Source organism: Sediminicoccus sp. KRV36 (assembly GCF_023243115.1).
Lineage (GTDB): Bacteria > Pseudomonadota > Alphaproteobacteria > Acetobacterales > Acetobacteraceae > Roseococcus.
The window spans coordinates 1,077,788-1,104,753 of record NZ_CP085081.1 but is presented as its reverse complement, the minus strand read 5'-3'; the positions used below and the strand labels follow the sequence as shown (position 1 = coordinate 1,104,753).

Annotated in this window: 26 protein-coding genes; 13 read left to right on the top strand and 13 right to left on the bottom strand. The window is 69.7% G+C overall.

Going from position 1 to position 26,966, the window contains the following annotated elements; genetic code table 11:
- A complete protein-coding gene (locus LHU95_RS04880) occupies positions 1-747 on the top strand; it encodes an arylmalonate decarboxylase (protein ID WP_248710260.1) in 747 nt (248 codons plus the stop codon).
- 3 nt (positions 748-750) lie between these two features.
- On the top strand, positions 751-2,415 hold the full coding sequence (locus LHU95_RS04875) for a M3 family oligoendopeptidase (protein ID WP_248710259.1): 1,665 nt from the start codon (positions 751-753) through the stop codon (positions 2,413-2,415).
- Positions 2,416-2,466: 51 nt separating this feature from the next.
- On the opposite strand, the gene LHU95_RS04870 is transcribed toward LHU95_RS04875, so the two are convergent.
- From LHU95_RS04870 to LHU95_RS04860, 3 genes are all read right to left on the bottom strand, one after another.
- Positions 2,467-2,892, bottom strand: a complete 426-nt coding sequence (locus LHU95_RS04870; RefSeq protein ID WP_248710258.1) for a DUF3830 family protein — start codon at positions 2,890-2,892, stop codon at positions 2,467-2,469.
- Between the two features lie 68 nt (positions 2,893-2,960).
- Positions 2,961-3,191, bottom strand: a complete 231-nt coding sequence (locus LHU95_RS04865; protein ID WP_248710257.1) for a DUF167 domain-containing protein — start codon at positions 3,189-3,191, stop codon at positions 2,961-2,963.
- 101 nt (positions 3,192-3,292) lie between these two features.
- Positions 3,293-3,457 (bottom strand): DUF3309 family protein, encoded by a 165-nt coding sequence (locus LHU95_RS04860; protein WP_248710256.1) that lies wholly within the window; start codon positions 3,455-3,457, stop codon positions 3,293-3,295.
- Positions 3,458-3,598: 141 nt separating this feature from the next.
- Here LHU95_RS04860 and LHU95_RS04855 point away from each other — a divergent pair, with 141 nt between their 5' ends.
- Together LHU95_RS04855 and LHU95_RS04850 are read left to right on the top strand one after the other, a co-directional pair.
- Positions 3,599-4,912 (top strand): NAD(P)/FAD-dependent oxidoreductase, encoded by a 1,314-nt coding sequence (locus tag LHU95_RS04855; RefSeq protein ID WP_248710255.1) that lies wholly within the window; start codon positions 3,599-3,601, stop codon positions 4,910-4,912.
- A 44-nt stretch (positions 4,913-4,956) separates the two neighbouring features.
- Positions 4,957-5,208 carry a hypothetical protein gene (locus LHU95_RS04850; RefSeq protein WP_248710254.1) on the top strand — a complete coding sequence of 84 codons (252 nt, stop codon included), beginning with the start codon at positions 4,957-4,959 and terminating at the stop codon, positions 5,206-5,208.
- A gap of 60 nt (positions 5,209-5,268) precedes the next feature.
- Here LHU95_RS04850 and LHU95_RS04845 read toward each other — a convergent pair whose 3' ends face one another.
- Genes LHU95_RS04845 through LHU95_RS04820 form a run of 6 tightly spaced genes read right to left on the bottom strand, consistent with a single transcriptional unit; the run spans position 5,269 to position 10,963 of the window.
- Positions 5,269-6,063 carry an enoyl-CoA hydratase-related protein gene (locus tag LHU95_RS04845; protein WP_248710253.1) on the bottom strand — a complete coding sequence of 265 codons (795 nt, stop codon included), beginning with the start codon at positions 6,061-6,063 and terminating at the stop codon, positions 5,269-5,271.
- A complete protein-coding gene (locus tag LHU95_RS04840; RefSeq protein WP_248710252.1) occupies positions 6,056-7,012 on the bottom strand; it encodes a tripartite tricarboxylate transporter substrate binding protein in 957 nt (318 codons plus the stop codon). Before LHU95_RS04840 ends, LHU95_RS04845 begins: the two co-directional genes overlap by 8 nt.
- 56 nt (positions 7,013-7,068) lie before the next feature.
- A complete protein-coding gene (locus tag LHU95_RS04835) occupies positions 7,069-7,380 on the bottom strand; it encodes a hypothetical protein (protein WP_248710251.1) in 312 nt (103 codons plus the stop codon).
- Positions 7,381-7,399: 19 nt separating this feature from the next.
- The gene (locus tag LHU95_RS04830) at positions 7,400-8,119 is read right to left on the bottom strand and encodes an isochorismatase family protein (protein WP_248710250.1); all 720 of its coding nucleotides are present in this window, start codon (positions 8,117-8,119) and stop codon (positions 7,400-7,402) included.
- On the bottom strand, positions 8,116-9,312 hold the full coding sequence (locus tag LHU95_RS04825; RefSeq protein ID WP_248710249.1) for an FAD-dependent monooxygenase: 1,197 nt from the start codon (positions 9,310-9,312) through the stop codon (positions 8,116-8,118). Before LHU95_RS04825 ends, LHU95_RS04830 begins: the two co-directional genes overlap by 4 nt.
- 43 nt (positions 9,313-9,355) lie before the next feature.
- Complete coding sequence (locus LHU95_RS04820; protein ID WP_248710248.1) at positions 9,356-10,963, bottom strand: EAL domain-containing protein; 1,608 nt, start codon at positions 10,961-10,963, stop codon at positions 9,356-9,358.
- Between the two features lie 181 nt (positions 10,964-11,144).
- On the opposite strand from LHU95_RS04820, the gene tcuA reads away from it, so the two are divergent.
- The 3 genes from tcuA to LHU95_RS04805 are packed head-to-tail and all read left to right on the top strand — an operon-like array spanning position 11,145 to position 14,576.
- Complete coding sequence (tcuA, locus tag LHU95_RS04815) at positions 11,145-12,542, top strand: FAD-dependent tricarballylate dehydrogenase TcuA (RefSeq protein WP_283094289.1); 1,398 nt, start codon at positions 11,145-11,147, stop codon at positions 12,540-12,542.
- Complete coding sequence (gene tcuB, locus LHU95_RS04810) at positions 12,529-13,626, top strand: tricarballylate utilization 4Fe-4S protein TcuB (protein WP_248710247.1); 1,098 nt, start codon at positions 12,529-12,531, stop codon at positions 13,624-13,626. The genes tcuA and tcuB overlap by 14 nt, the downstream gene beginning before the upstream one ends.
- Positions 13,623-14,576: a tripartite tricarboxylate transporter substrate-binding protein gene (locus LHU95_RS04805; protein WP_248710246.1), complete on the top strand. Its 954-nt coding sequence runs from the start codon at positions 13,623-13,625 to the stop codon at positions 14,574-14,576. Before tcuB ends, LHU95_RS04805 begins: the two co-directional genes overlap by 4 nt.
- Before the next feature lie 279 nt (positions 14,577-14,855).
- On the opposite strand, the gene LHU95_RS04800 is transcribed toward LHU95_RS04805, so the two are convergent.
- Positions 14,856-17,285, bottom strand: coding sequence for a DNA translocase FtsK (locus tag LHU95_RS04800; RefSeq protein WP_248710245.1), 2,430 nt, complete (start codon positions 17,283-17,285; stop codon positions 14,856-14,858).
- 143 nt (positions 17,286-17,428) lie between these two features.
- Positions 17,429-20,062, bottom strand: coding sequence for a response regulator (locus LHU95_RS04795; RefSeq protein ID WP_248710244.1), 2,634 nt, complete (start codon positions 20,060-20,062; stop codon positions 17,429-17,431).
- Between LHU95_RS04795 and LHU95_RS04790 the strand changes: the two genes are divergently transcribed.
- Entirely contained in the window at positions 20,061-20,906 is an 846-nt protein-coding gene (locus tag LHU95_RS04790) for an ABC transporter substrate-binding protein (RefSeq protein ID WP_248710243.1), read from the top strand. The genes LHU95_RS04795 and LHU95_RS04790 overlap by 2 nt on opposite strands.
- Before the next feature lie 91 nt (positions 20,907-20,997).
- Here the strand turns inward: LHU95_RS04790 and LHU95_RS04785 are convergent, their stop codons facing one another.
- Positions 20,998-21,753: a class I SAM-dependent methyltransferase gene (locus tag LHU95_RS04785; protein ID WP_248710242.1), complete on the bottom strand. Its 756-nt coding sequence runs from the start codon at positions 21,751-21,753 to the stop codon at positions 20,998-21,000.
- A 4-nt stretch (positions 21,754-21,757) separates the two neighbouring features.
- The gene (locus LHU95_RS04780; RefSeq protein WP_248710241.1) at positions 21,758-22,681 is read right to left on the bottom strand and encodes a serine/threonine dehydratase; all 924 of its coding nucleotides are present in this window, start codon (positions 22,679-22,681) and stop codon (positions 21,758-21,760) included.
- An 85-nt stretch (positions 22,682-22,766) separates the two neighbouring features.
- Between LHU95_RS04780 and LHU95_RS04775 the strand changes: the two genes are divergently transcribed.
- From LHU95_RS04775 to ptsP, 5 genes are all read left to right on the top strand, one after another.
- The gene (locus tag LHU95_RS04775; RefSeq protein ID WP_248710240.1) at positions 22,767-23,213 is read left to right on the top strand and encodes an aldolase; all 447 of its coding nucleotides are present in this window, start codon (positions 22,767-22,769) and stop codon (positions 23,211-23,213) included.
- Complete coding sequence (rapZ, locus tag LHU95_RS04770) at positions 23,210-24,163, top strand: RNase adapter RapZ (protein WP_248710239.1); 954 nt, start codon at positions 23,210-23,212, stop codon at positions 24,161-24,163. The genes LHU95_RS04775 and rapZ overlap by 4 nt, the downstream gene beginning before the upstream one ends.
- Complete coding sequence (locus tag LHU95_RS04765) at positions 24,160-24,651, top strand: PTS sugar transporter subunit IIA (RefSeq protein WP_248710238.1); 492 nt, start codon at positions 24,160-24,162, stop codon at positions 24,649-24,651. The genes rapZ and LHU95_RS04765 overlap by 4 nt, the downstream gene beginning before the upstream one ends.
- Positions 24,652-24,749: 98 nt before the next feature.
- Entirely contained in the window at positions 24,750-25,019 is a 270-nt protein-coding gene (locus LHU95_RS04760; RefSeq protein WP_248711500.1) for an HPr family phosphocarrier protein, read from the top strand.
- Entirely contained in the window at positions 25,009-26,838 is a 1,830-nt protein-coding gene (gene ptsP / locus LHU95_RS04755) for a phosphoenolpyruvate--protein phosphotransferase (RefSeq protein WP_248710237.1), read from the top strand. The genes LHU95_RS04760 and ptsP overlap by 11 nt, the downstream gene beginning before the upstream one ends.
- The last annotated feature ends 128 nt before the right edge of the window (positions 26,839-26,966 follow it).

The following is a 26,966-nucleotide window of genomic DNA, read 5'->3' as shown; positions in this document are numbered from 1 at the left end:
ATGCGCGATGTTCTGGGCTCAAGGGCGAAATTCGGGGTGATGGGGCCTTCCACCAACACGGTGGTGCAGCCGGATTTCGACATGATGCGCCCGCCCGGCGTCACCGCGCATTACAGCCGCATCTTCACCCCCGATTCCGACGCCGTCAGCAACGAGACCTTCCGCGCCGGGGCCGAGCTGATCGGCGCCAACACACTGGACGCCGTGCGCAGCGTAATGACCTGCAAGCCCGACTACCTGGTGATGGGCATGAGCGCGGTCACCTTCTTCGATGGCGTCACGGGGGCTGATCGCTTCGTAAAAAGCGTGGAGGAGGTGAGCGGGCTGAAGATCTCCGTCGGCTCGCATTCCTGCCACGCCGCCTTGCAAGCCTATGGCGGGGTGAAGCGGCTCGCGGTCCTCTCGCCCTACTGGCCCAGCATGAATGCCGAGGTGATCCGCTATTTCGGCGATATGGGCTACACCACGGTGCGTGACCGCGCACTCCAATGCCCGCGCTGGACCGCCATCGCCGAAGTCACCCCGGCTGAGCTGGTGCCCGTACTGCGCGAGCTGGATGGCGATGACGTGGATGCCATCGTGCAGGTGGGCACCAACCTCTCCATGGTGCGCCTCGCCGCCGCCGCCGAAATGTGGCTGGGCAAGCCCGTCATCGCCATCAACACCGCCACCTGGTGGCATGCGCTGCGCGCCCAGGGCATCACGGATAAACTGGACGGCTTCGGCCGCCTGATGGCGGAGTTCTAGATCATGCGTTTCCAGGACATCACGGCCCCGACGCCCACCGAAGAAAGCCTCGCCGCCGAATTCGCCGCCATCGCGGCCCTGCTCGATGCCGGGGATCGCGCCACGGCCGTCGCGCAGTGGGACACGGCGCGCCGCACCTACGACACATGGAGCGCCCTGGTGCATCTGCGCTTTGCCCAGGACACGACGGATGCGGCCGCGAAATCCGCGCGCGAATACGCCGACAAGCTCGCCCCCGTCGCCACCGGGCATGAGGTGGCGATCAAGCGCCGCCTGCTGGGTGACCCCGACCGCGCCGGCATCGAGGCGCTGGTGGGGGCCCATGTGCGGCGCCTGTGGGAGACGGACATCACCACCTTCAACCCCGAAATCACCGAGGATCTGGAGGAGGAATCACGCCTCTCCGCGCGCTACACCGCGCTGCTCGCCTCGGCGAAGATCCCGCTGGATGGCAAGGTGCTGAATCTCTCCGGCCTCGCTCCCTATGCCGAGCATGCGGACCGCGCCATGCGCCACGCAGCCGAGGCCGCGCGCTGGAATTTCTTCGCGCAGAACGGCGCCGAGCTGGACGAGATCTATGACGCGCTGGTGAAGCTGCGGCACCGCATGGCGTTGAAGCTGGGCGACGCCAATTTCATCCCCCTCGCCTATCGCCGCATGCGGCGCGTGGATTACGACGCGGCGGATGTGGCCCGCTACCGTGACCAGGTGGCCGAGCATGTGGTCCCCCTCGTCGCGAGGCTGCTCGAAGCCCGCCGCGCGGAGTTCGGCTGGGACAGGCTGCGCTACTGGGATGAGGCGCTGATCGACCCGCAAGGCAACCCGGCACCCATCGGCGACCACGACACGCTGGTTACCGCCGCGCAGACCATGTTCGACCGGATGGACCCGCGCCTCGGCGAATTCTACCGGGCCATGCAGGCGGGTGGCTTCCTCGATTTGAAGAACCGTCCGGGCAAGGCGGGGGGTGGTTTCTGCACCTCCTTCCCGACCGCGGGCGTGCCCTTCATCTTCGCCAATTTCAACGGCACGCATCACGATATCGGCGTCTTCACGCATGAGATGGGGCATGCCTTCCAGTGCTGGGAAAGCCGCCATCAGCCAGGCATTGACCAGCTCTGGCCCACCATGGAGGCGGCGGAGATCCACTCCATGGGCCTCGAATTCCTGACGCATCCGCAGATGGGACTGCTGGTGGGCGAGGCTGCGGCCGACCGCTTCCGCCGGATGCACCTGATCACCTCCCTCGCCTTCCTGCCCTATGGCGTCTGCGTGGATCACTTCCAGCACGAGGTCTATGCGAAGCCCGAGGCGACGCCCGAGGAACGCCACGCGATCTGGCAGCGGCTGGAACGCCGCTACATGCCCTGGACCGACTACGGGGACCTGGCCTACCCGGCCAAGGGCGGCCGCTGGCAGGCCAAGCAGCACATCTACAACAGCCCCTTCTACTACATTGATTACACGCTGGCCTTGTGCTGCGCGATGCAGTTCTGGGTGAAGTCCCGCCACGACGCCAAGGCCGCGCTGGATGATTACGTGGCGCTCTGTGCCCGTGGCGGCTCGGCGCCCTTCCAGGATCTGGCGCGCGGCGCCGGGCTGGTCTCGCCCTTCGCGCCGGGCGCCCTGGCCGAAGTGGTGCGCGAGGCGGAGCAGGCGCTCAGCTGAGCCGGGGTCTGGGGCCCATGGCCCCAGCGGGTCCAGGGTGGAACCCTGGCCTTACCTCGCCGAGAACACGATATCCTTCGCCCCATCCCACAGCACCGAGCGGCACACCTTCGCCAGCCGCTCCAGATCCGCCGTGATGGTCAGGAAGTGATTGCCGGCGAGCTGCCCCGCCTTGCTGGCGAAGCAGCAGGGCCCGTAGGCCACCAGGATTTCTGTCTCGCTCACCGCGCCCGGAATGCCGCCCGGATAGACAATGAGCTGGCCCGGCGCCGGGTAGCTGGTGGCGTTCTCATAGCCGATGGACAGGTCACGCTCGCCCATCGGGATCCAGCAGGCCTCGCCGCTCCAGCGCACATGGATGATGCGGTCCCGGTAGGGCAGCAGCTGGCGGAAGCGGGCCACGGTGTTGGGCGCGGCTTCGGTCTCGAAGCGGGCCTCGAAGATGTCGCCGCCGATATTGATGGAGATGTCGCTCACGTTCCTGCCCCTTTCCTGAATGCGGGGTTGGGAAAAGCACGCCCCAGGGATGAGGTCGAGGGGGGGCCTCAGGTCGAGAGGGCGATCCAGGCGGTGACGCGCCGGGCCAGTTCCGGCCCATCGCCCGCCAGCGCCAGGCGCTTCAGCCGGGCGCGCTGCCCGGCGATGAGGGTGATGTCGGCTTTGCGCAGATCCAGCGCCTTGGCGAGGAAGGCGATGAGGGCCGCATTGGCCGCCCCCTCCACCGGCGGGGCGGCAAGACGGAGCTGGAGATACGCAGCCCCGTCGGGGGGCCGCACGATCCCATCCACTCCGTCCCGCCCCGCGCGCGGCGTCAACCGGACCGCGAGCCGCAGCCCTGTTGGTATGACCAGGAAGGGTTGCGGCAAGCCATCCCCCGTCAGATGCGCCCGAGCACCATCAGCACGACAACGACGATGAGCACGACGCCCAGCACGCCGATGCTGCCATGGCCGAAGCCATAGCCATAGCCACCGAAGCGGCCGCTGAAGCCCCCCAGCAGGAAGATGATGAGCAGGATGACGAGGATGGTGCCGAGCGACATGGGGAAGGTTCCTGGACCGGGCGCGTGATTGGGCCCATCGCCTTTGAAACGCAGCATGCGCCCCTTCGGTTGCGTGCGGTATGTTTTTTGCCTGCAACGATTTCGCGCGATATTGTGGCGACGCAACAAGAGGGCCTGGGCATGGATCAACCGCACCGCATCGTGATCGTCGGCGGGGGTGCTGGTGGCCTCGAACTCGCCACGCGCCTGGGCAATCGGCATGGCCGGGGCAAGCGCGCGCAGGTCACGCTGGTGGAGCGCAGCCGCACGCATCTGTGGAAGCCGCTGCTGCATGCGGTGGCGGCCGGCAGCCTGGACCGCACGCAGCATGAGCTGAACTACCTGGCGCAGGCGCATTGGCACCATTTCACCTATCGCTATGGCGAGATGGTGGGGCTGGACCGGGAGGCCAAGGAAATCCTGCTGGGCGCCATGCTGGATGATGAGGGCCGTGAGATCACGCCCGCCAGCCGCCTCGGCTATGACACGCTGATCATCTCGGTCGGCAGCGTCACCAATGATTTCGGCACGCCGGGTGCGGCGCAGCACGCCATCCCGCTGGAGACGCTGGAGCAGGCCAGCCGCTTCAACCGCCGCCTGGTGAATGCCTGCCTGCGCGCCAATGCGCAGGCCGAACCGGTGCGCCCCGGGCAATTGCATGTGGCGATCATCGGCGCCGGTGCGACGGGCACGGAACTCGCCGCCGAACTGCACCGCACCGTGCGCGCCGTGGTCGCCTACGGGCTGGACCGCATCCAGCCCGAGCGCGACATCCGCATCATGCTGGTGGAGGCGGCCCCGCGCATCCTGCCCGCCCTGCCCGAGCGGATTTCGGCCGCCACCGCCGATCTGCTGGCCCAGATGGGGGTTGAGGTGCATGCGGGCACGCGCGTGGCCGAGGTGCGGGCCGATGGCGTGCTGCTGGCCGATGGCAGCGTGCTGCCGGCCGAACTCACCGTCTGGGCGGCCGGCGTGAAGGGGGCGGATTTCCTGCGCGACATTGGCGGGCTGGAAACCAACCGCATCAACCAGCTGCGGGTGCTGCCCACGCTGCAAACCACGCGGGATGAGAATATCTTCGCGCTGGGCGACTGCGCCTCCTGCCCGCGGGAGGGCACGGACCAGCCCATCCCGCCGCGCGCCCAGGCCGCGCACCAGCAGGCCAGCCACATGTACAACCAGATCGAGCGGCTGCTGGACGGCAAGCCGCTGGAGCCCTTCGTCTATCGCGATTTCGGCTCCCTCGTCTCACTCGGCAAATACAGCACGGTGGGCAGCCTGATGGGCTTCCTGGTGGGAAAATCCATGTTCATCGAGGGGTATTTCGCGCGGCTGATGTATCGCTCGCTCTACAAGATGCACCAGACGGCGCTGCATGGCAGCGCGCCGACCTTCTGGCGGACCGTGACGGGGCTGGTCTCGCAAAGGGCCGAGCCCGGTGTCAAACTTCACTGAAGCCGGGCGCGGCACCGGCGTGACCGATCGGGAGGAAGACAGGCATGAACCGCAAGATGCGCCGCTTCGGCATCGTGGCGACAACCCTGGGCAGCATCGGCGTGCTCATCTTCGGCCTGCAACTGATGCAGGTGATGGATGACCCCAAGGCGCGCACGGCGCTGCTGAAATGGGGCTTCGTGCTGGCGGCGGCGCTGGGCGGGGGCGGCGTCTTCGCCCTCAGCCTGGCACTCAGCATGGGCAAGGCACAGCGGCGCGCGGGCCAGGGTCTTGGCCACCAGGACGGCATGGGCTGATCCGCGCTGCGGCCTTCACCCAGGGCCGCGCTGCGCGTCGTGGCCGGCCCTCCCTGGCGTTCAGCGCCCGGTGAAGCGGGGCGGCCGGGCCTCGCGCCGGGCCGCGCGGCCCTCGGCATAATCGCGGCTGTCATAGCAGGCATCCGCCAGCGCCTGGGCGCGGGCAAGATCGGGCGGCGCGTCCCGCCGCGCGATCTCGAACAGCGCCGCCTTGGCCGCGCGCAGCGCCAGGGGCGCGGCGGCGGCGATCTCGGCGGCGGCTTCCTCGGCCGCGTCCAGCATGGCGGCGCGGTCCGGCAGGAGGGCGGTGACCAGGCCCATGCGTTCCAGTTCCGCGCCGGCGAAGCTGCGGCCGGTCAACACCATCAGCCGCGTCTGCGCCAGACCGATCACATCCACCAGCTTGGCGATATCCTCCAGCCGATAGGGCAGGCCCAGGCGCACGGCCGGCACGCCCATCCGCGCCTCGGGGCTGGCGAAGCGCAGGTCGCATTGCAGGGCGAGTTCCAGCCCGGCCCCCAGGCAATGGCCGTGGATGGCGGCGATGGCCGGCTTCTCCAGCGCCGCCATGCGCGCCGCCACGTCCCGCTGCCACGCGTTATAGGCGGCCGATTGCGCCGCATCGGCGCGGATCGCCTCGAATTCGGAGATGTCATTGCCGGTGCAGAAGGCGCGCTCGCCCGCCCCTTGCAGCAGCAGCACGCGAATGGCCGGGTCATCCGCCACCTGGTCCAGCAGGCCAGGCAGGGCGCGCCACATGGCCCCGGTGATGGCATTCATCCGGCGCGGATGATCGAAGGTGAGGCGCGCGATGCCGGCCGCAACCTCCAGCGTGACGCGGGCCTGCTCAGTCAAGGCGGATGCCGGCCGCATCCACCACGCGCGTCCATTTCTCCGTCTCGGCGGCGAGGAAGCTGGCGGCCTCCGCCAGGGTGCCGCCCATCGGCGTGGCGCCCAGCGTGGTGAAGCGCTCGCGCAGGGCGGGGCTCGCCAGCACGGCGCGCAAATCCTCGTTCAGCCGCTGCAGCAGGGGCGCGGGTGTGGCGGCGGCGGTTGCGATGGTGAACCAGGCGGTGGCGACATAGCCCTCCACCCCCGCCTCGGCCGCCGTCGGCACCTCGGGCAGGGCGGGTGAGCGCGCGGCGCTGGTCAGGGCCAGCGCCCGCACGCGGCCATCGCGCAGCACGGGCGGCACGGTGGGCAGGTTCTCGAACATCAGCTGGATATTGCCGGCCATCACGTCGTTCAGCGCCTGGGAGGAACCGCGATAGGGCACATGAATGAGCCGCACGCCCGTGACCAGCATGAACAACTCCCCCGCCAGATGCGTGGATGTCGCGTTGCCGGCCGAGCCGAAGGTGAGCTCGCCCGGGCGCTGCCGCGCCAGTGCCACCAATTCGCGCAGGTTCTGCGCCGGCACGGCCGGATGGACGATGATCACATTGGGAAATTCGGCGAGCATGGTGAGGGCCACCAGCTCGGTGCGCGGATTGTAGTTCAGGTTGCGATAGACGCTGCTGGCCGCATGGATGCCGATGCTACCCAGCATCAGCGTATGCCCATCGGGCGTGCCGCGCGCCACATGCTCCGCCCCCACATGGCCGCCGGCGCCGAGGCGGTTTTCCACCACCACGGGCTGGTTCCAGCGCGCCGCCAGCGCCTGGGCGGTGAGGCGCGCCATCACATCGGCCGATCCCCCCGCCGCGAAGGGCACGACGATGCGCACCTGCCGCTGCGGAAAGCTTTGCGATTGCGCCGACAACGGGAGCAGCACAGCCAGCAGGATCAGGGAGAATGCGCGCATCAGGGGGGCCTCCGTTCCGCATTGCGGCATGCGGGGCCGGCCAAGTCCAGGGCGTTTCAGCGCATACTGGAAAACACCTGGCGGTCCTTGTTCTCGCGCATCAGCATGGTGAAGCCCGGCATGTTTTCGAAGCCGAGGCCGAGCGGCATGCCGCCTTCGGAATCCGCCTCGATCTTGCTGTAGGCCAGGCCCGCGAATTTCTGCCACTGGCCGGCCGGCTTCTTCACTTCCAGATGCACCACGGTCGCCTTCAGGACGAGGCGCACGATCGCCTCCTGCGGCCGCGAGGGCTTGGTGAGGCTGGGGGCACCGGCGATGATCTGCCAGCCATTGGCCAGCGCCCAGTCGGTGATTTCGGTCTTGTCCATGGTGCTATCCTCCGCCTGACTACCCTTGGGCCTCGATCTCGGCGCGGGTCATCAGGTCCGCGTATTTCTGGCCCATGTCAAAGAGGTTCGCCTCATGCGGGGCGATGGCACGGTCGCCCACGCAATCGGTGGCGACGATGGTGCGGAAATCATGCTGCAGCGAATCCACCACGGTCGCGCGCACGCAGCCCGAAGTGGTGCAGCCGGTGACGATCAGCGTGTCCACCCGCCGCATCGTCAGGAAGCCCGCCAGATGCGTGTCGAAAAACGCCGAGGCGCCGCGCTTGCGGATGACCAGTTCACCCGGTGCCGGCGTCAATTCGGGGATGATCTGCGAGAGCGGCGAATGCTCGGTCAGCTTGAGCAATGAGGGCGCCTTCAGCGTGAAGACCCCGGCATCGGAGCCATCCTCGGCATAGACCACGCGGGTATGCGCCACGGGCCACCCCTTGCGGCGGGCATGCGCCAGCAGATGCACCGTCTGCGCGATGGCGGGGCCGATATTGCCGCCGCCGAATTGCGACGGGTCGGCGAAGCCCACCACGTAATCCACGATGACCAGCGCCGGCGCCACGCCAAACCCGGCGCGGCGGCCGAGGCCCTGGCGGGCGTAGATTTCCTCATCGGTCTCGTTGTTGGGCGGCTGATTCACGCCCTCGCTGGCGCTCGGCCGATCAGACGAAACTTGGCGCGGCTGATTCACGCCCTCGCTGGCGCTCGGCCGATCAGACGCTGTCATTCCACATTCTCCAGGTCACGCAGGCTCTGCACCATGCTGGTGCGCAGCAGATGCGCGCGGTGCCGCACCGGATCAGCCACCGTCGCGCGCAGGTCATCGAGGAAGGCGCGCCGCGTCTCGGGGTCCTTCTGGTTGAGGATGCTGCGGTTGCGCAGCGCCTGCTGCTGCACCACCTCCAGCGCCACGCGTTGGCGCTGCCGCTCATAGCGGCCCATGCTTTCCAGCGGCGCACCGCGCCAGACGGCGGCGAGTTTTTCAGCCAGGTTCAGCGCGTCATGAATGCCGCCATTCATACCCATGCCGCCCAGCGGATTATTCACATGCGCCGCATCGCCGGCCAGGAAGACGCGCCCATCCACATAACGCTCCGCCACGCGTTCATGCACGCGATAGGCGGTGCGATGCGTGATCTCGTAGCGCCCGGCCTGGGGCAGCACCTGCTGCATGCGCGCCTCGATCCGCGCATCGGAGAGCATCACCGCCTCCGGCTCGGCCGCGTCGGTCGGCAGCAGCAGGCGCCAGAGGTTGCGGTTGCGCAGCAGCACGAACCATTCATCCGGGTCGCTGATATAGGCGATGTTGGTCAGCCCCTCCATCGCATCATGATAGGCGAAGGGGGTGGAGAGCGTGAGGTAGATTTCCGGAATGGTCTGCCCGTCAAAGCCGATGCCCAGGCTTTTGCGCACCGCGGAACGCGCGCCATCCGCGCCGATCAGGTAGCGGCCGCCCAGCGCCTCCTGATGGCCATCGGGGCGCTCCAGCGTCAGCGTGACACCGGCCGCATGCTGCGCGACGGCGATGGCCCTGGCGTCGTAGATGAATTCCACATCGGGGTTCGCGGCCAGTTGCTCGCGCAGCAGCCGCGTCAGCCGCCATTGCTCGCATTGCAGCCGGTAGGGGTGGCGCGTGTCGCCCGCGATCATCGCGTGGTCGAAGGTGGCGATGGGGCCCTGCGCGCGGTCGCGGAACTGCCAGGTCGGGCAGATCAGCCCATCGGCGATCAGGCTCTCCACCACGCCGAAACGCTCCAGCATGTCGAGCGTGGGCGGGTGGAAGGTGCTGGCGCGCATGCCGTCCGGCAGGTCCCGCTCGGCCTCGATGATGACGACGGAAATGGCTTCGGCGGCCAGGGCAGCGGCAGCGACCAGGCCCACCGGGCCGGCCCCCACGATGATGACGCGTTCAGACTTCATGGGGCCACAGCGTTAGATCGCTCTGCCGGGCCTGGGAAGCCCTTCAGCTCCAACTCTCCTGCGGGCCGCCGCGCCGGGCCGCGACCACGGGTGCCGGTTTGGGCAGCGGCCCCGGCCGGCCGAAATGCCACCCCTGGCCCAGATGCACGCCCAGTCCCAGCATCATCATGGCGGTATCCTCCGTCTCGATCCGCTCGGCCACCACGCGCGCGCCCACCGCCACCGAGAGATCCACCATGGCGGCGACGAAGCTGCGGTCCCGCTCGCCACGCATCGCCGCCTCGACGAAGCTGCCATCCACCTTCACGTAATCCACGCCGAAGGCCTTGAGGTAGCGAAAGGCCGCGGCACCCGCGCCGAAATCATCCAGGCAGACCGGAATGCCGCGCCCGCGCAACGCCTCCAGCATGGCGGCGGCGGTGGGCTCATCCTCGATCTCGGCACTTTCCGTCAGCTCCACCATCAGGCGTCGGCCGGCATGGGGGTGGGCATCCAGCAGGGCGAAGAAGGCGGCGCGGAACCCCGTGCTCTGCAAGGACAATCCCGAGACATTGACCGCGATGCGCTGCGTCCCCCACAGGCCGGTGGCCGCCTGCAACGCCGTCTCGGCCACGGCGAGGTCCAGCTCCTCGGTCAGGCCCACCGTCTCCGCCAGGGTCACGAAATCCTGCGGGCCCGCCGCCTGCCCCAGCAGGCCCCGCTCCGGGCGCAGCAGCGCCTCGTAATGGTGCAGGGCACGATCCGCGAGGCCGATGATCGGCTGATACTCCAGGTGAAAGCGCCGCTGCGCGATGGCACGGCGCAGGGCCGCCCCGCGCTGGGTGATCTCCCGCACGAAGCCCGAAAGCCCATCCCCGAAGCCCTCCTCGCGCAGCCCATCGGCGCCGGCGCGGGTGAAGGTGGCCAGGCCATGGCGCAGCGCGCGCACGGCCTGCACGGGTGACAGCCCCTCCGCCGCCAGCGAGAGCACCCGGCCGCTGACGCTGCCGCCCTGGCCCTGCCGCGTCAGCATCGCCTCCAGCCGCTCCGTCACGCCCGCGATATCGGGGGCATGGCCGTCCGCATGGGGCAGCAACCCGTAGCGGCCCGGCGCCAGCTCCGCCGCCATCGCACCGGGCTGCCCGGTGAGGGCCGCGCGCATTTCCGCCGTCAGCGACCCCGTCACCTCGATGAGGCCGAGCGCGCCGGGGGCCGGGCCGGGCCGCCGCAGCCGGGCCTCCGCCTCGCGCAGCAGCGCGGCCCCGGTGGGCGGGGCGGCGGCGTCGAGCGGCACCGGAACAGGCCCCAGGGACAGGCAGAGCCGCGCCGGCTCCCCCGGCAGCGCCAGATGCAGGCCCGAGACGACAAAAGGCGTCTGCTCCGGATTGGCCAGCCGCAGGACGGTGGGCGAGAGGCGGCCGCGCTCAGGCATCAGCGCCAGGGCGGCGGCGAAACTGCCGCGATCCGGGGCGGCGATCAGCCCGGCCACGTCCTGCCCCGTGAAACTCTCGGGTGCCGCGCCGAAGCGCAGCCGAAAGGCGCCGGCGGCGAAGGCGATCTCGCCCACGACATTCGCCTCGATCAGCAGATCCGCCCCGGCGAAGGCGAAGGCGACGAAGCGTTCGCGCTCACCCAAGGGGCGGGGCAAGGGGCGGGGCAAGGGGTGCTGCATGGCGGGCCTCATGGCCTCCTGGCCGGATGGTCCGTCCCGGCGCGATTGGTCCCGTGGCGCATCAGCCTCTCCTTGCAACAGCGCAGGTCTATGGCATGGCATGATGAATCGGCGCTTAAGGCGCGGCCGCCGGCCAAGGGCCCGGCTGGACAGGCGCGGCCGCCGCCGCATATGCAGGCTCATGGTGGATTTCGCGCGGCTGTGGGATGTTCTGGTGGTGGGCGGCGGCAATGCCGCGCTGTCGGCCGCCATCACGGCGGCCCAGGCGGGTGCCAGCGTCATCATCGCCGAGCATGCGCCGAAAGCCATGCGCGGCGGCAATTCCCGCCACACCCGCAACCTGCGCGCCCTGCATCCCAAGCCCACCGATGTCCTCACCGAGAGCTACCTCGAGGAGGAATACTGGGATGACCTGCTGCGCGTCACCGGCGGCCGCACGGATGAGGGCCTGGCCCGCATGTGCATCCGCGCCAGCGAACATGCGCCAGGTTTCCTGCGCGATTGCGGCGTGGTGTTCCAGCCCTCGCTCTCCGGCACGCTGAGCCTCTCCCGCACCAACGCCTTCTTCCTGGGCGGCGGCAAGGCGCTGGTGAATGCGCTGTATCGCACGGCCGAGAAGCTCGGCATCACCATCCTCTACGACACCGAGGTGCAGCACATCGCCATCGAGGATGGCTTCGCGCGGGAAGCGATCGTCAGCTGGCGCGGCTTCCCCGAGCGCATCCGCTGCAAGGCCATCATCGCCTCGGCCGGCGGCTTCCAGGCCAATCGCGAATGGCTGCGCGAATATTGGGGCGATGCGGCCGACAACTTCCAGATCCGCGGCACGCCCTATGCCCAGGGGCGTGTCCTGAAGGACATGCTGGCCAACGGCGTCCAGGAGGTGGGCGATGCCACGCAATTCCACGCCGTCGCCAATGACGCCCGCGCGCCGATGGAGGATGGCGGCCTGGCCATGCGCCTCGATTGCGTGCCCTTCTCCATCGTCGTGAACAAGGATGTGGAGCGCTTCTACGATGAGGGCGAGGATGTCTGGCCCAAGCGCTACGCCATCTGGGGCCGGTTGATCGCGCAGCAGCGCGACCAGCGCGCCTTTGCCATCACCGACAGCCAGGCGCTGCACAATTACCTGCCCAGCGTGTTTCCGCCGATGAAGGCGGACAGCATCGGCGAACTCGCGGGGCTGCTCGGGCTGGATGCTGCCAAGCTTGAAGGCGTGGTGGCGGAATACAACGCGGCCGTGCAGCCCGGCACCTTCCACGGCAACAAGCTGGATGATTGCCGCACCGAGGGCCTCGCCATTCCGAAAAGCCATTGGGCGCGGCGCATCGACCAGCCCCCCTTCTATGGCCACCCGCTGGCGCCGGGCATCACCTTCACCTTCCTGGGCGTGAAGGTGAATGAACGCGCGCGGGTGATGATGGCCGATGGCAAGCCCTCGGGGAATATCTTCGCCAGTGGCGAGATCATGGCCGGCAATATCCTGGGCCAGGGCTATCTGGCCGGCTTCGGCATGACCATCGGCACCGTGTTTGGCCGCATCGCCGGTGAGGAGGCATCAAAGCTTGTCAGAAACTGAAGCCACCATCGAGGTGCGGCGGCAGATGGAAATCTGCAATGCCTGCCGCTATTGCGAAGGCTATTGCGCCGTCTTTCCGGCGATGACGCTGCGGCGGGAATTCACGACCGGCGATCTCACGCACCTCGCCAACCTGTGCCATTCCTGCAAGGGCTGCTACCACGCCTGCCAGTACGCGCCGCCGCATCCCTTCGGCATCAATGTGCCCGAGACCTTCGCCACCATCCGCGCGGAATCCTACGCCGAATATGCCTGGCCCGCGCCGATGGGCCGCGTCTTCGAGCGCAATGGCACGCTGGTGACGCTGGCCGCCTTCCTCTCCGTCACGCTGGTGTTGCTGCTGACCATGGCGCTGCAGGACCCGGCCATTCTCTATACCGCGCAAACCGGCACGGGCGCCTTCTTCCGCGTGATCCCTTACTGGCTGATGGTGGGCCTGGCCTCGCTCAGCTTCGGCTACGCGCTGTTCGCCATGGGGATGGGCGCGGTCCGCTATTGGCGCGGCACGGCGCCAGGCGCGGGCCAAAAGCCGATCACCGTGGCGCCGGTGGCCGAGGCCGCTCTGGACATCCTCACGCTGCGCAATCTCGGCGGCGGCGGCCATGGCTGCAACGACCTGGATGACAGCTTCGCCCAGACCCGCCGCTGGTTCCACCACGCCATGTTCTACGGCTTCATGCTCTGCTTCGCGGCGACGACCACGGGCGCCTTCTACCATCACTTCATGGGCTGGAAATCGCCGCATGCCTTCCTCAGCCTGCCCGTGCAACTTGGCAGCTGGGGCGGCGCGCTGCTGTGCCTCGGCACGGCCGGGCTGCTCTGGGTGAAGACGGTGACGGACCCCGGCCCCGTCGCCAAGCGCCTGCTCGGCGGCGAATATGCCATGCTGGCGCTGCTCTTCCTCATCGGCGCCACCGGGCTGCTGCTGCTGGTGATCCGGCATACCGGGGCCATGGGCGTGATGCTGGCCATCCATCTCGGCCTCGTCCTCGCCTTCTTCCTGGTGATGCCCTACTCCAAGATGGTGCATGGCGTGTATCGCGGCCTCGCCCTGCTGCGGAACGCGCAGGAGAAACGGGCATGATCAAGCGGCGCGCCACCTGGGGCCTGCTGGCCCTGCCCGGCCTGGCCTTCGCGCAATCGCGCCCCTTGCGGCTGGTGATTCCCTTCACGGCCGGCGGCAGCAACGACATTGTCGGCCGCATCCTGGCCGAGGGCATGGGCGCCCGGCTGGGCCAGCCCATCCTGGTTGAAAATCGCGGCGGCGCGGGCGGCATCCTGGCCAATGAAATGGTGGCCAAGGCGGCGCCGGATGGCAGCACCATGCTGCTGGCCGGCAGCGGCTCCTTCGTGATTTCGAGCCTGGTGCATCCCCGCGTGCCCTATGATGTGGTGAACGGCTTTGCCCCGATCGGCTATCTGGGCGCCGCCCCCAATGTGATCGCGGTCCATCCCCGCGTGCCGGTCCGCAACCTGGGCGAGTTGCGCGAATTCGCGCGCGGCAAGAACCCGGCGCTGACCTTCGGCACACCCGGTGCGGGCACCACGGCGCATGCGCTGGGGGCGATGATCGCCCTCACCCTCGGCTTCGAGATCGAGCCCATTCATTACCGCGGTACCGCCCCCGCCCTGACCGATGTGGTGGCCGGGCGCGTGGACATGATCACCAATGCCGCCGCCCCCTTCCTGCCCTTCCTGGCGGCGGGCAGCCTGCGCGCCATCGCCATTGCGGGGCGTCAGCGCGCCTCGATCCTGCCGGAGCTGTCCACCTCCCTCGAGCAGGGCTTCCCGGAGATTGACAGCGCCACCTGGTACGGGCTGCTGGCACCGGCCGGCACCCCGGCCGAGGCGACCACACGGCTGCATGCCGCGCTGAACGCCACGCTGGAGGACCCGGCCATTCGTGCGCGCCTGGTCGAGAATGGCGTGGAGATCGAAACCAGCCCGACCCCGGCCGATTTCGGGCGCTTCATGACAAGCGAGCGGGAGCGCTGGGGCGTGATCGTGCGGCGGGCCAATCTGCGGGCGGAATAGGGCGGGCGCGCTGGCCTGACAGGCCGCTGAGGGAGGCGAGACTACGAGAGGGCTTTGCCCTCTCGTGCTCTCCCACCAAGAAACCCGGTTTCTTGGATCTTCGATTTATGAACGTATCCAAGCCCTGACGAAGGTGCAGGAAACTGTGAAAACCACGCAGGCTTTCACCCTGTCGGGGTGCTCGAGGGGCTGGCCCCTCGATCCCATCACTGGCGCCTTCCAGCAGCCGGCTGCACCTCCACGCGCCGCAGCCTCAATCTTCCGCGCTGCGCCGCACCCTTAATCTTCCGTGCTGCGCCGCACGAGGATCTCGCGCTTGCCCACATGGTTGGCGGGGCTGACGATCCCCTCCTTCTCCATCTGCTCGATCAGCTTGGCGGCGCGGTTATAGCCGATGTTCAGATGCCGCTGGATGAAGCTGGTGCTCGCCTTACCCTCGCGCGCCACCACATCCACAGCCTGGTCAAACAGGGATTTGTCGGCATCCGAGGCGGCGGCGATGCCGGAGAGCCCGCTCTCGCCATCCTCCTCCACTTCGGTCACTTCCTCGACGTAGTCGGGCTCGCCCTGTTCGCGCAGCCAGTCGGTGATGCGCTCCACTTCCTGGTCCGCCACGAAGGGCCCGTGCACGCGCGTCATGCGCCCGCCGCCGGGCAGGAACAGCATGTCGCCCTGGCCCAGAAGCTGCTCGGCCCCCTGCTCGCCCAGGATGGTGCGGCTGTCGATCTTGCTGGTGACCTGGAAGGAAATCCGCGTCGGGAAATTCGCCTTGATGGTGCCGGTGATGACATCCACCGAAGGCCGCTGCGTCGCCATGATGACATGGATGCCGGCGGCACGCGCCATCTGCGCCAGGCGCTGCACCGCGGCCTCGATCTCCTTGCCGGCGACGATCATCAGATCCGCCATTTCGTCGATCACGACGACGATCATCGGCAGGCGGGCCAGGGCCAGCGCCTGTTCCTCAAAGACCGGCTTGTTCGTCTCGGGGTCGAAGCCGGTCTGCACGCGGCGCGTCAGGACCTCGCCGCGGGCGAGTGCGGCCGCCACCTTCTCATTGTAGCCGGCGATGTTGCGCACGCCGATCTGGCTCATCGCGCGGTAGCGGCGCTCCATCTCGCGCACGGTCCATTTCAGCGCGCCGATCGCCTTGGGCGGCTCCGTCACCACGGGGGCCAGCAAATGCGGGATGCGGTCATAGACGCTCAGTTCGAGCATCTTGGGGTCGATCATGATGAAGCGGCATTCCGCCGGGCTGTGCTTGAACAGCAGCGAGAGGATGAAGGTGTTGATCCCGACCGACTTGCCCGAGCCGGTGGTCCCCGCGATCAACAGATGCGGCATCCGCGCGAGGTCGGTGACGATGGGCGTGCCGCCGATATTCTTGCCCAGGATCAGCGGCAGCGCGGCACTGCTGCGCTGGTATTCCTCACTCGCCAGCATCTCGCGCAGCCAGACCGTCTCGCGCTTCACATTGGGCATTTCGATGCCCATGACGCTGCGCCCCGGCACGGTGGCGATGCGCACCGAGACCACGCTCATGCTGCGGGCGATATCGTCCGCGAGGCCGATCACGCGGGAGGATTTGGTGCCCGGCGCCGGCTCCAGCTCATAGAGCGTGACGACGGGGCCGGGGCGGATTTCGGTGATGGCGCCGCTCACGCCGTAATCGCTCAGCACCTGTTCCAGCATGCGGGCATTGGCCTGCAGCGCCTCGGCCGAAGGCCCGCCGGCCACGCGCGGCGGCGTGGGCGCCAGCAGATCGAGCGGCGGCGTGCGCCAGCCCTCCACCGGCAGATCGAGCGAGGCCTGTTCGGGGAGCGGCGCCTTGCCGCGCGGCGGGGGCGCCACGCGCGGGGTGCTGCGCGGGGCGGGGCGGATTTCGGGCTCGGCACGCAAGGGCGGGCGGGGTTGGGGCGGATGGTTTTCCGGTGCCACAAAGGGCGCGGCGGCCGAACGTTCGGCTTCCTGCAGCACATTCATCAGGTCGGCCGCCGGCGCCACCCGGGGCGGGCGGCGGAACATCCCGCCCAGCGCCACGAAGGGCCGCACCAGCAAATGCCGCTTGCGCACGCCATAGACCGCCGCCTCGCCCATGCCGCGCGCCGCGGTATCGGCGGTGACACGGGCCGCATCGGCGGTAACGCGCGCGGCGCGGCGCCAATCGCTGGGCGAGGCGCCGAGCGCCACATAGATCAGCACCGCAGCGAGGCCCCCGGTCAACATCTGGGCCGTCAGCCGGCCGAGCGGGCCGAAGGCGCTCTCCAGCCCGCGCAGCAGCGCCTCGGCCAGCAGCGGGCCGGCGACGCCGGCATCGGCGCCCGGGACCAGCGCAAACAGCGCGGCCAGCATGGGGGCGGCCAGCAGCAGGGCGACGAGGCGCGCGGGCAGCAGGCTGACGCCGCGCTGCGTCATCATCCGCAGCGCCCAGCCCAGCAGCACCGCGCCGGGCAGATAGGCCGCCCAGCCGCAGCTCTGCCACAGCACATCCGCCACCACGGCGCCCAGCGGGCCGGCGAGGTTGCGCGTGGCGGCACTCGTCGCGGTCGAAAGCGAGGGATCGCCGGGATGATAGCTGCCCACGGCGACCAGCAGGGCCAGCCCCGCGAAGCCCAGCAGGACCCCCAACAGCTCATTCACCCGCCGGCCAATGGCGAGCTTGACAGCTGGCGACGCGAAACGGCCGAAGCCGGTGGCGGAATCACTCATGGAAGCCTCGGCAAGTTGACGCGCCATAGGGGCCAGACCTCGTGGGGGGAGGTGCGGAAAAGCCGGGGGGATGCCCAGGATAACAGGGCGCCGCGGGCTTCGCTACCAGGGAAGTTGGCGCCGGGGGGGTCGCCGGCGGCGGCCTATCCCACCTTCTGGCGCAGTCGTTCCAGCAGGGCGGCGCGCTGCACGGGCTTGCCCAGATAGTCATCCATCCCCGCCGCGCGGCACTGCGCCTCGAAGACCGGGCCCACCGCCGCCGTCAGCCCGATGATGCGGGTGCGGCGGTTGGGGCCGGGTGTCGCGCGGATTTGTCGCGTCGCCTCCAGCCCGTCCATCACCGGCATCTGGAGGTCCATCAGGATCACGTCGTAAGCCTCGGCGCCGGCCATGCGGACCGCCTCGCCGCCATCGCCGGCCACATCCACATGGCAATGCGCCTTGCCCAGGATGGTCTTCATGACGAGCTGGTTGGTGGCATTGTCCTCCACCAGCAGCACCCGCTGCAGCGGCCCTTCCGGGGCCTCGGATGCAGCCGCCGCCGCCGGGGCGGCGGGCCGCGCCGCGGTGGGGGCCAGCGCCGCCAGCAGGCTCTCGCGCAGCCTGGCCGGCAAGGCGGGCTTCAGCAGCATGCCCTCGACCAGGCCTTCCTCAGGCTGTTCCCGCCCGAGCGAGGCGCCGGAGGAACACAACAGGATGGCCGGGCGCGGCAGGCCCGGCATGGCACGGATCCGCCGCGCCACTTCCAGCCCGCGCTCATGCTCCAGCTGCCCGTCCATCACCACGGCCCGCACCGGCCGGCCCTGCGCCGCCGTATCGCTCAGCAGGGCCAGCGCCTCACGCCCGTCGCTGGCCAGCAAGGGCTCGGCGCCCATGCTGATGAGCTGGCGGGCGAGGATATCGCGGTTGAGCGGCAGGTCATCCACCACCAGCACCCGCAGCCCGGCCAGCGCCGTGGCCGGCGCGGCCTCCAGCGGCCCTGGCGGCTGGCCCAGCTTGGCCGAGAAGGTGAAGCGGCTGCCGCCGCCGCGCGGCCTGGTCGGGTCGCGCGGCCCGGCCTCGATGCCGCCGCCCATTTCCTCGGCGAGGCGCCGGCAGATGGCGAGGCCCAGCCCCGTGCCGCCATATTTGCGGCGGATCGAGGCATCGGCCTGGGTGAAACGCTCAAAGAGATGCGGCACCTGGGCGGGGTCCAGGCCGATGCCGGTATCCAGCACGGCGCATTGCATCAGCCAGCCGCGCCGCTGGCCCAGCGGCTCCAGCGTCACATCCAGCTGGATCCAGCCCTGGTCGGTGAATTTCACGGCATTGCCGACGAGGTTGAACAGCACCTGCCGCACCCGGCCCGGATCCCCCACCATGATCCGCGGCATGTCGCCCGGCAGGGCCACCACCAGCTCCACCCCCTTGCTCGCCGCCTTGGGGGCAAAGAGTTCGACGATGGTGCCCAGCTCCTTTTCCAGCTCGAAGGGCACGCGTTCCAGCTCCACGGCGCCGGCTTCGAGCTTGGAGAAATCCAGGATGTCGTTCAGCACCATCAGCAGATGCTCGGCCGAGTTCTGGATCGTCTCGGCATAGCGGCGCTGCAGATCATCGAGGCGCGTATCCAGCAGCAGGCCCGTCATGCCGATGACGCCGTTCATCGGCGTGCGGATCTCATGGCTCATGCTGGCCAGGAAATCCTCCTTGGCGCGGGAGCCGGCGCGGGCCGCGGCCTCGCTCTCGGCCAGTTGCTGCCCCTGGGCGCGCAGCCGATGCGCCTGGCGCACCATGAGGCCGAGCGCCATCAGGATGAAGGCCCCCGCCCCCGCGACACCCAGGCCGAGCAGCAGGCCCAGCGCGCGATTGGCGGCCATCGCCTCACCCCGGGCGCGCACCACCTCGACCACGAAAAGCCCCTGGCGGGTCACGGCGAAGCTCGCCATCACCTCCTGATTGTCCTGGTCGGTGCCGACGAAGCTGCCGCGCTCCAGCCGGGGCAGGAAATTGCGGAAGGGCCAGGAGCCGGGATGGATCTGCCCGATTCCCGCCCGGCTGCCATCCGAACGCGCCATCAGCGCGCCATTGAAGGAATGCAGCCGCACCGTGACGCCGAAGCCCTCGGCATATTGCCGCGCGATGGTACTGAGATATTCGGGGTTGATCAGCGCGACGACGACGCCCTCGAACTCGCCCCGCGCATTGCGCACGGCGCGGGCCAGCGGAATGGACCACAGCCCCGTCTCGCTGATCGGCCGGGTGCCGGGTGTCGCGAAATAGCGCCCCGGCTCGGGCGGGCCCAGGCGCAATTGCTGGCCGGTCAGGCGCAGCACGCGGAACCAGTCCCGGTCGCCCAGGTTCAGGCCGGTCAGCCCCTCGACGGTGGAGAGGGTGATCAGGCCCGTGGCATCCGTCTGCACCAGGGCGCGCAGCTGGGAGACGTCACGCAGCAGGTTCGAGCGCTGGGCGGCGAAGCCCTCCGCCGACCGGCCACCACGCTCGGCCTGGTCGAGCATGACGATGTCCACGGTCTGGATCGCGCGGGTTAATTGATCGGCAAGCGCCTCGGCGACAGATTGCGTGAGGCGTTCGGCATCGCGCACCGCCTCGGTCTGGCCCCGGTACATCACAATCCCGTACACCGTCATGAGGCACAGGATGACGAGTGCCGCGACAAGGGCGTAAAGTCGGCTGGGGCGCGGCGTGGTGTCAGGCACGCCTGGCTCCGCCCCGTCCGGCGAAGCGCTGGACGCGCCAAAGGAGAGGCGAATGCTGTTGCGGATGGCGTTGAGGCGCATGGCTCTTGCCATTATTGCAGGATTTTTCCCGCTTTGCGAGGCATGGTCCCAGGCGGGGATACGCCCGGCCCCGCCAACTGCGCCGCCGGCCGCCGCCCCGATTCCGCCGGCCAGCCCCCTGCCCCCCCGCCTCGATGCCATCCGCGCGCGCGGGGAGCTGCGGGTGTGCATCTGGCCGGATTATTTCGCCATTTCCTTCCGCAACCCGCGCAACAGCGAGCTGGAGGGGCTGGATATCGACCTGGCCCGCGCGCTCGCCGCGCGGCTCTCGGTGCGGCTGGCCTTCGTCGAGACCAACTTCGCCAGCTTCATGGACCGCGTGGAGGCGGGCGATTGCGACATCGCGATGATGGGGGTGGGCATCACGCCGGCCCGCGCCCAGCGCGTCGCCTTCAGCCGGCCCTATCTGGCAAGCCCGGTCTATGCCGTGACCACGCGCAACAACCCGCGCATCCGCAACTGGGCCGATATCGATACGCCGGGCACCGTGGTGGCCGTCGCGGCCGGCACGGTCATGGAACCGCTGATGAGCCGCACGCTGCGCCGCGCCGAGCTCATGGTGGTGGCCCCCCCCCGCTCGCGCGAGGCGGAAATCCAGGCCGGCCGCGCCGATGTCTTCATGAGCGACTTTCCCTACACCCGCCGCATGGTGCTGATGCATGACTGGGCGCATGTGATCGAACCGCCGGACCGCTTCGGCGAGACCCTCTACGCCTGGGCGCTGCCGATGAACGACCCCGCCTGGCTGGGCGAGGTCAACAACTTCGTCGGCGCCATGCGGGCGGATGGCACGCTGGGGCGGGCCGCGGCGCGGCACGGGCTGACGCCGATCCTGATCCGCTGAGGGCGCGGATGATGCCGGAACCATCCCTGGATGAGGGTGCAGGAAACCGGTGTCCTGCCGGGGCGCCCAAGGGGCTGGCCCCAAGGTCCCGTCAGGGGGTGGTTCCGCCGCCGATCGGCCCCGGCAAGGCGCGCTCCCGCCGCCGATAGGCGCGGCGCAAGGGCGGGCCACCATCGGCGGGCGGTGGCAGCGGCAGCGGCTTCAGCCGCCGGTCATGGTCGAGGAACACCTCGCAGATCAGCGCCACATGCGGCGTCACGATCTGCTCCTGAGAGTATTGCGCCGCCGTCGGCGGGTGGCGTTCGGGGTTCAGGCTGGGCGACTGGGCGAAGGTCCAGCGGTGATCATCCAGCAGCAGCACCCCGCCCGGCCGCAGCAGCGGGACCAGGGCCAGCGCGGCCGGCGCATCATGGCCCCAGCTATGCGCGCCATCGAGATAGACGAAGTCGAACACGCCATCCTGGCCGGACTGCCGCATGCCGCGCAGCAGCTGCGCCAGGCTCCAGCTGTAGCTCTCGAAGATCTTGCGGCCATTGGGATGCGCCACGGCATTGCGCCAGCCGGCCTGCTCCAGCTCGGTCAGCAAGGTGGCCAAGACGTCGGCGTAGTCGAAAAGATGCAGCTCACCGGCGTGGTTCAGCAGCCGGGCCAGCTCCCGCGTGGTGGCGCCGATGCCGACGCCGATTTCCGCGACGATCGGTGCCGGGCGCCGCCGCAGCAGCTTGCGCAGCAGGGCCACCGCGTCCCGGCTGGGCCGGCTGATCGCCTTGTAGCGCGGGTCCGTCAGGCGTGACGCCGTGCCGCCCTCCCCTGATTTTGCCGCCTCTGATTTTGCTCCCTCTGGCACCGGCTCAGCCCACCAGGCCCGGGTCGGTGTTGGCGCCGCAGACCAGCACGCCGATCCGCGCCTCCGCCGGCGGCGTCCAGGCGCCGCTCAGCAGGGCGGCCAGCGCCGCGGCCCCGCCCGGCTCCGCCACCAGCCGCGCCGTCTCCCACAGGGCTTGCTGCGCGGCGCGGATCGCCGCATCCGTCACCAGGACCGACTCCAGCCGCCCCGCCGCATGCAGCCCGGCCACGATGGGGAACATCAGCCCGCCCACCTGCCGCGCGCCCAGGCTATCAGCCGCCAGCCCGCCCACCGGGGCGGGCACCGGCCGCCCGGCCGCCAGCGCCGCATGCAGGCCGGGGCAGCCCTCGGGTTCCACGGCGATCAGCGTCACGCCGCCGCGTGCATGCCAGGCGGCGATGCCGCCCAGCAGCCCGCCGCCCCCCACCGCAATGAGCAGATGCGTCAGCTCCGGTGCCTGTTCCTGCCATTCCAGCGCCACCGTGCCCTGGCCGGCCAGCACCTCGGCCTGGTCATAGGCATGCACCATCAGCGCGCCGGTCTCGGCCGCCCGCGCCTCGCTCGCCAGCCGCGCCTCGTCATAGGTGGCGCCCCCCACCACCAGCCGGGCGCCGTACGCGCGGATGCGCGCGCGCTTGGCCTCGGCGGCGATCTCGGGGACGAAGATTTCCGCCGTGACGCCCAAGCTCTGCGCCGCCGCCGCCACCGCAATCCCGTGATTGCCGCCCGATGCGGCGATGACGCCCATCCCTCCCACGCCGGCCGCGCGCATCCGGTTGAAGGCGCCGCGCGGCTTGAAGCTGCCGGCCAGCTGCAACATCTCCAGCTTCAGCACGCCCCAGCCGGGCAGCGCGAGCAGCGGGGTCCGCCGGATATCGCCGGCAATGCGGTCGGCGGCGGCCTGGATGTCCGAGGGAGCGAGCGTCATGCGCCCTGGTGCCGTGACGATGCCCTTCCGCGCAAGCCCCAATCCTGCCATAAACTGCCGCGCTGTAACCTTCGGGGCGGCCCGAATGCTCTTGCATGGTAGCTGCGCGGCCCTGGAGGGCGAGGCGATTCTCTTTCTCGCTCCCCCGGGTGGCGGCAAGTCGGACCTGCTGCTGCGCCTGCTGGGGCGCGGCTGGGTCTTGGTGGCGGATGATCAGGTGATGCTGGAGGCGGATCAGGGCCTGTTGCGCGCATCCCCGCCGGCGGCCCTCGCCGGGCGGCTGGAGGTGTTCGGCCTTGGCCTGCTCGCCGGGCTCGCCTGGCGCGCGGCGACGCTGCGCCTGGTGGCCCGCCTGGTTCCGCCGGCCGAGATCCCCCGCCTGCCCGAACCGGAAACCTGGTCCGCCCTGGGCATCGGCCTGCCCGCGCTCCGCCTGCATGGCGCGGCCCCCTCCGCGCCGGATCTGCTGCGCCGCGCGCTCGATGCGCTGGCCGGCCGCGCCAGCCTCACCGCCGGCGCCTTCACCGCATGAGCGAGGAGCCGCGCCCCTTCGTCCTGGTCACCGGGCTTTCGGGGGCCGGCAAGGCCTCCATCCTGCGGGTGCTGGAAGATCTGGGCTTCGAGACGGTGGACAACCCGCCGCTCGCCATCCTGGACGCGTTGGTGCAGGAGGGCAGCGGCCCGATCGCCGCCGGCATTGATACGCGCACTCGCGGATTTGATCCGGCCAAGGCCATCGCCGCCATCGCAGGGCTGCGCCAGCGCCCGGAAATCTTCCCCAGCCTGGTCTATGCCACCGCCGAGGAGGAGGTGCTGCTGCGCCGCTTCACCGAGACGCGGCGCCGCCACCCGCTGGCGCCCGGCGGGCCGCTCGGCGCGCGCGTCCAGGATGGCATCGCGCGCGAGGCGGCGCTGCTCGCCCCCCTGCGCGAGGCGGCGGACCTCATCCTCGACACCTCTACCCTGCCCCTGCCCGAGCTGCGCCGCGTCATCGAGGCGCGCTTCCGGCCCGAGGGCGCGCCCGGGCTGAACATCAACCTGAAATCCTTCGGCTTCCCCCGGGGCCTGCCGCGCGAGGCGGACCTCGTCTTCGACCTGCGCTTCCTCGCCAACCCGCATTATGACGCGCTGCTGCGGCCGATGACCGGGCGGGACGCGGCCGTGGCCGAATATGTCGCGGCCGATCCGGAATTTCCCGGCTTCTGGACCCGGCTGATCGGATTCATCGAGCCGCTGCTGCCGCGTTACGTGGCCGAGGGCAAGAAATACCTCACCATCGCCATGGGTTGCACGGGTGGGCGCCATCGTTCCGTCTTCGTGGCCGAAAAAATGGCAGCCCATCTCCGCCAGCAGGGCTGGCGTGTGGATGTCGCGCATCGGGAACTGGGTCAGACGCCCGATATGGTGCTATCTGCAACCTCGACCCCTGTATCGGCGCCCCCCGCTCCCCCCATGCCACTTTCCGTGAATTCTGAAACATGATTGGTCTTGTGCTCGTCACCCATGGGCGGCTCGCGCTCGAATTGCGCCATGCGATGGAGCATGTGGTGGGGCCCCAGGCGGCCGTCGCCACCGTCTGCATCGGGCCCGAGGACGACATGGAAGGCCGCCGCGCCGATATCCGCGCCCGCATCGCCGATGTGGACCAGGGCGATGGCGTGGTGGTGCTGACCGACATCGCCGGCGGCACGCCCTCCAACCTCGCCTTCTCGCTGGCGGACCACAAGACGATCGAGGTGATCGCCGGGGTGAACCTTCCATTGCTGGTCAAGCTCGCCAAGATTCGTGGCAGCGAGCCCCTGGCCGAGGCGGTGGACCACGCCGCCAAGGCGGGCCGGAAATACATCACCGCCGCGAGTGATCTGGCAAATGGCCATGCGGCGCCCCAGATCACGGAGAAGCTCGGGCTGGACGCCGCGGAAACGCATGCGCCGGATCAGGGCAGGAACGGGAACGGAAACGCCGAATGAACGAGTGGCCCACGGAAGAAGCCGGCACGCCGCATCTGGCCTCGGCGGCGGAAACCCCGCCCGCCCCGGCCGATTGCAGCTGCGAGGGCGGCGGCGGCATGGTGTTGCGGCGCACCATCAAGATCATCAACAGCCGCGGGCTGCATGCCCGCGCCGCCGCCAAGCTGGTGGCCGTCGCTGAACGCTATTCCGCCTGCCTCAATGTCAGCCGCGCCGGGCAGAGCGTGCCCGCCTGCTCGATCATGGGGCTGATGATGCTGGGCGCCGGCCAGGGCAGCGAAGTGATGCTGGACGCCGAAGGTTGGGACGCGCGTGAGGCGCTGGACGCGGTGGCCGGGCTGATCGAAGCCGGCTTCCATGAAGACTGACGCCGCCCCAAAGGCCGAAGCCAGACCCGGCCGCCGCAACGGCAAGCCGGCGGAACAGCGCCTGGCCGGCATCGCCGTCTCGCCCGGCATCGTCATCGGCACCATCTACGACACGACCGAAGCGCCCGCCGAGGCGCCGCGCCGCGACATCACGGCCGAGGCGGTGGAGACCGAACGCCTCAAGCTGCATGACGCGGCCGCCCTTTCGCGCAAGCAGGTCTCCAAGCTCAAGACCCGCCTTTCCGTCCTGCCCGAGGAAGCGCAGGAGGAGCTGGAGCCGCTGCTCGATGCCTATATCCTCATGCTCGGCAATTCGCGGCTGCTGCGCGGGGCGCGCAAGCGCATCGGCGAGGAGCTGCTCTCGGCCGAGACCGCCGTGCAGGATGAGGCCGAGGCCATCGCCCAGGCCATCCTCGCCGCCAAGGGCGATGACAAGGCCGGGCTGAACCGCCGCGCCGGCGAAGTGCGGGAGATCGCCCGCCGCCTGTGCCGCAACCTGACGGCCACGCCGTTTCGCAGCCTCAAGGGCGTGCCCGCCGGCGCCATCCTGGTGGCCGATGAACTCACCCCGGCCGATGCCGCGCTGCTGGAGCCCGGCAAGATCGCCGCCGTCGCCACCGAGGAGGGCGGCGCCGATGGCCATACCGCCATCATGCTGCGCGCCCTCGGCATCCCCGCGATCCTGGGCTGCCATGGGCTGACCGCCGCTGCCCAGCGCGGCGACATGGCGATGCTGGATGGCGGGGCGGGGCTGATCGCGCTGCACCCCGATGCGACCACCCTCGCCCGCGCCAAGGAGGGCCTGGCCGCCCAGGCCAGGGAGCGCGCGCGCCTGGGCAAGCTGCGCCGCCTGCCGGCCGAGACGACCGATGGCCAGGTGGTGGAGCTACAGGCCAATCTGGAAATCCCGGCCGAATTGCCGCTGATCGCCCAGGCCGGCGCGCAGGGAATCGGCCTGCTGCGCACCGAATTCCTCTTCATGAACCGCGAGGACCTGCCGGACGAGGATGCCCAGGTGGAGGCCTATCGCGCCGTCATCGAGGCGATGGGCCAGGACCCCGTCACCATCCGCGTGCTGGATTGGGGCGGCGAGAAGGATATGGAGGCCCTGGCCGAGGGCGTGCCCGTCGCCACCGGGCCCAATCCGGCGCTGGGCCTGCGCGGGTTGCGCCTGCTGCTCAAGCGCCCCCATCTGCTGGAGGAGCAGTTCGCCGCCATCCTGCGCGTGGCGCATCTGGGCCAGGTCCGCATCCTGTTGCCCATGGTGACGGTGCCCTCCGAGGTGGCGCAGGCGCGCGAAATCTATGAGCGCGTCGCCCGCCGCCTGCGCCGCCGGGGTGAGCCGCTGCCCGAGAAGCTGCCCCCGCTCGGCGCCATGATCGAAACGCCGGGGGCGGCACTCGCCGCCGATGCCATCGCGCTGGAGGCGGATTTCTTCGCCATCGGCACCAATGACCTGACGATGTACACGCTGGCCGTGGACCGCGCCGAGATTGACGTGGCGCATCTCTATGACCCGCTGCACCCGGCCGTGCTGCGCCTGATGCAGTTCGCGACCGAGGCGGCACTCCGCCTGCGCATGCCGGTCAGTGTCTGCGGCGAGATGGCGGGGAATCCGAAGCTGGTGCCGTTGCTGCTGGGCCTCGGCCTGCGCAGCTTGTCCATGAATGCGGGCTCCATCCCGCGGGTGAAGCAGGCGGTGCGCAACCTGGATATTGACGATTGCGCGCGCTTCGCGCGGCGGGTGATGGAGCAGAGCGATCCGAAGCGGATCGCCGAGCTTGTCGAGGAATTCGCCGCCAAGAACCACGAGAAATAGCGCCGGCACGCGGGTTCGCGCGTATTGGCCGACGCGACGCTTGGGCAGGCGGCGCAAGCCTTGCGGCGCTCCTGCGGGTTGCGGCTTGCGCTGCCAGGAAAGCGGCTGAAAAGGGCAGGATGCAAGAG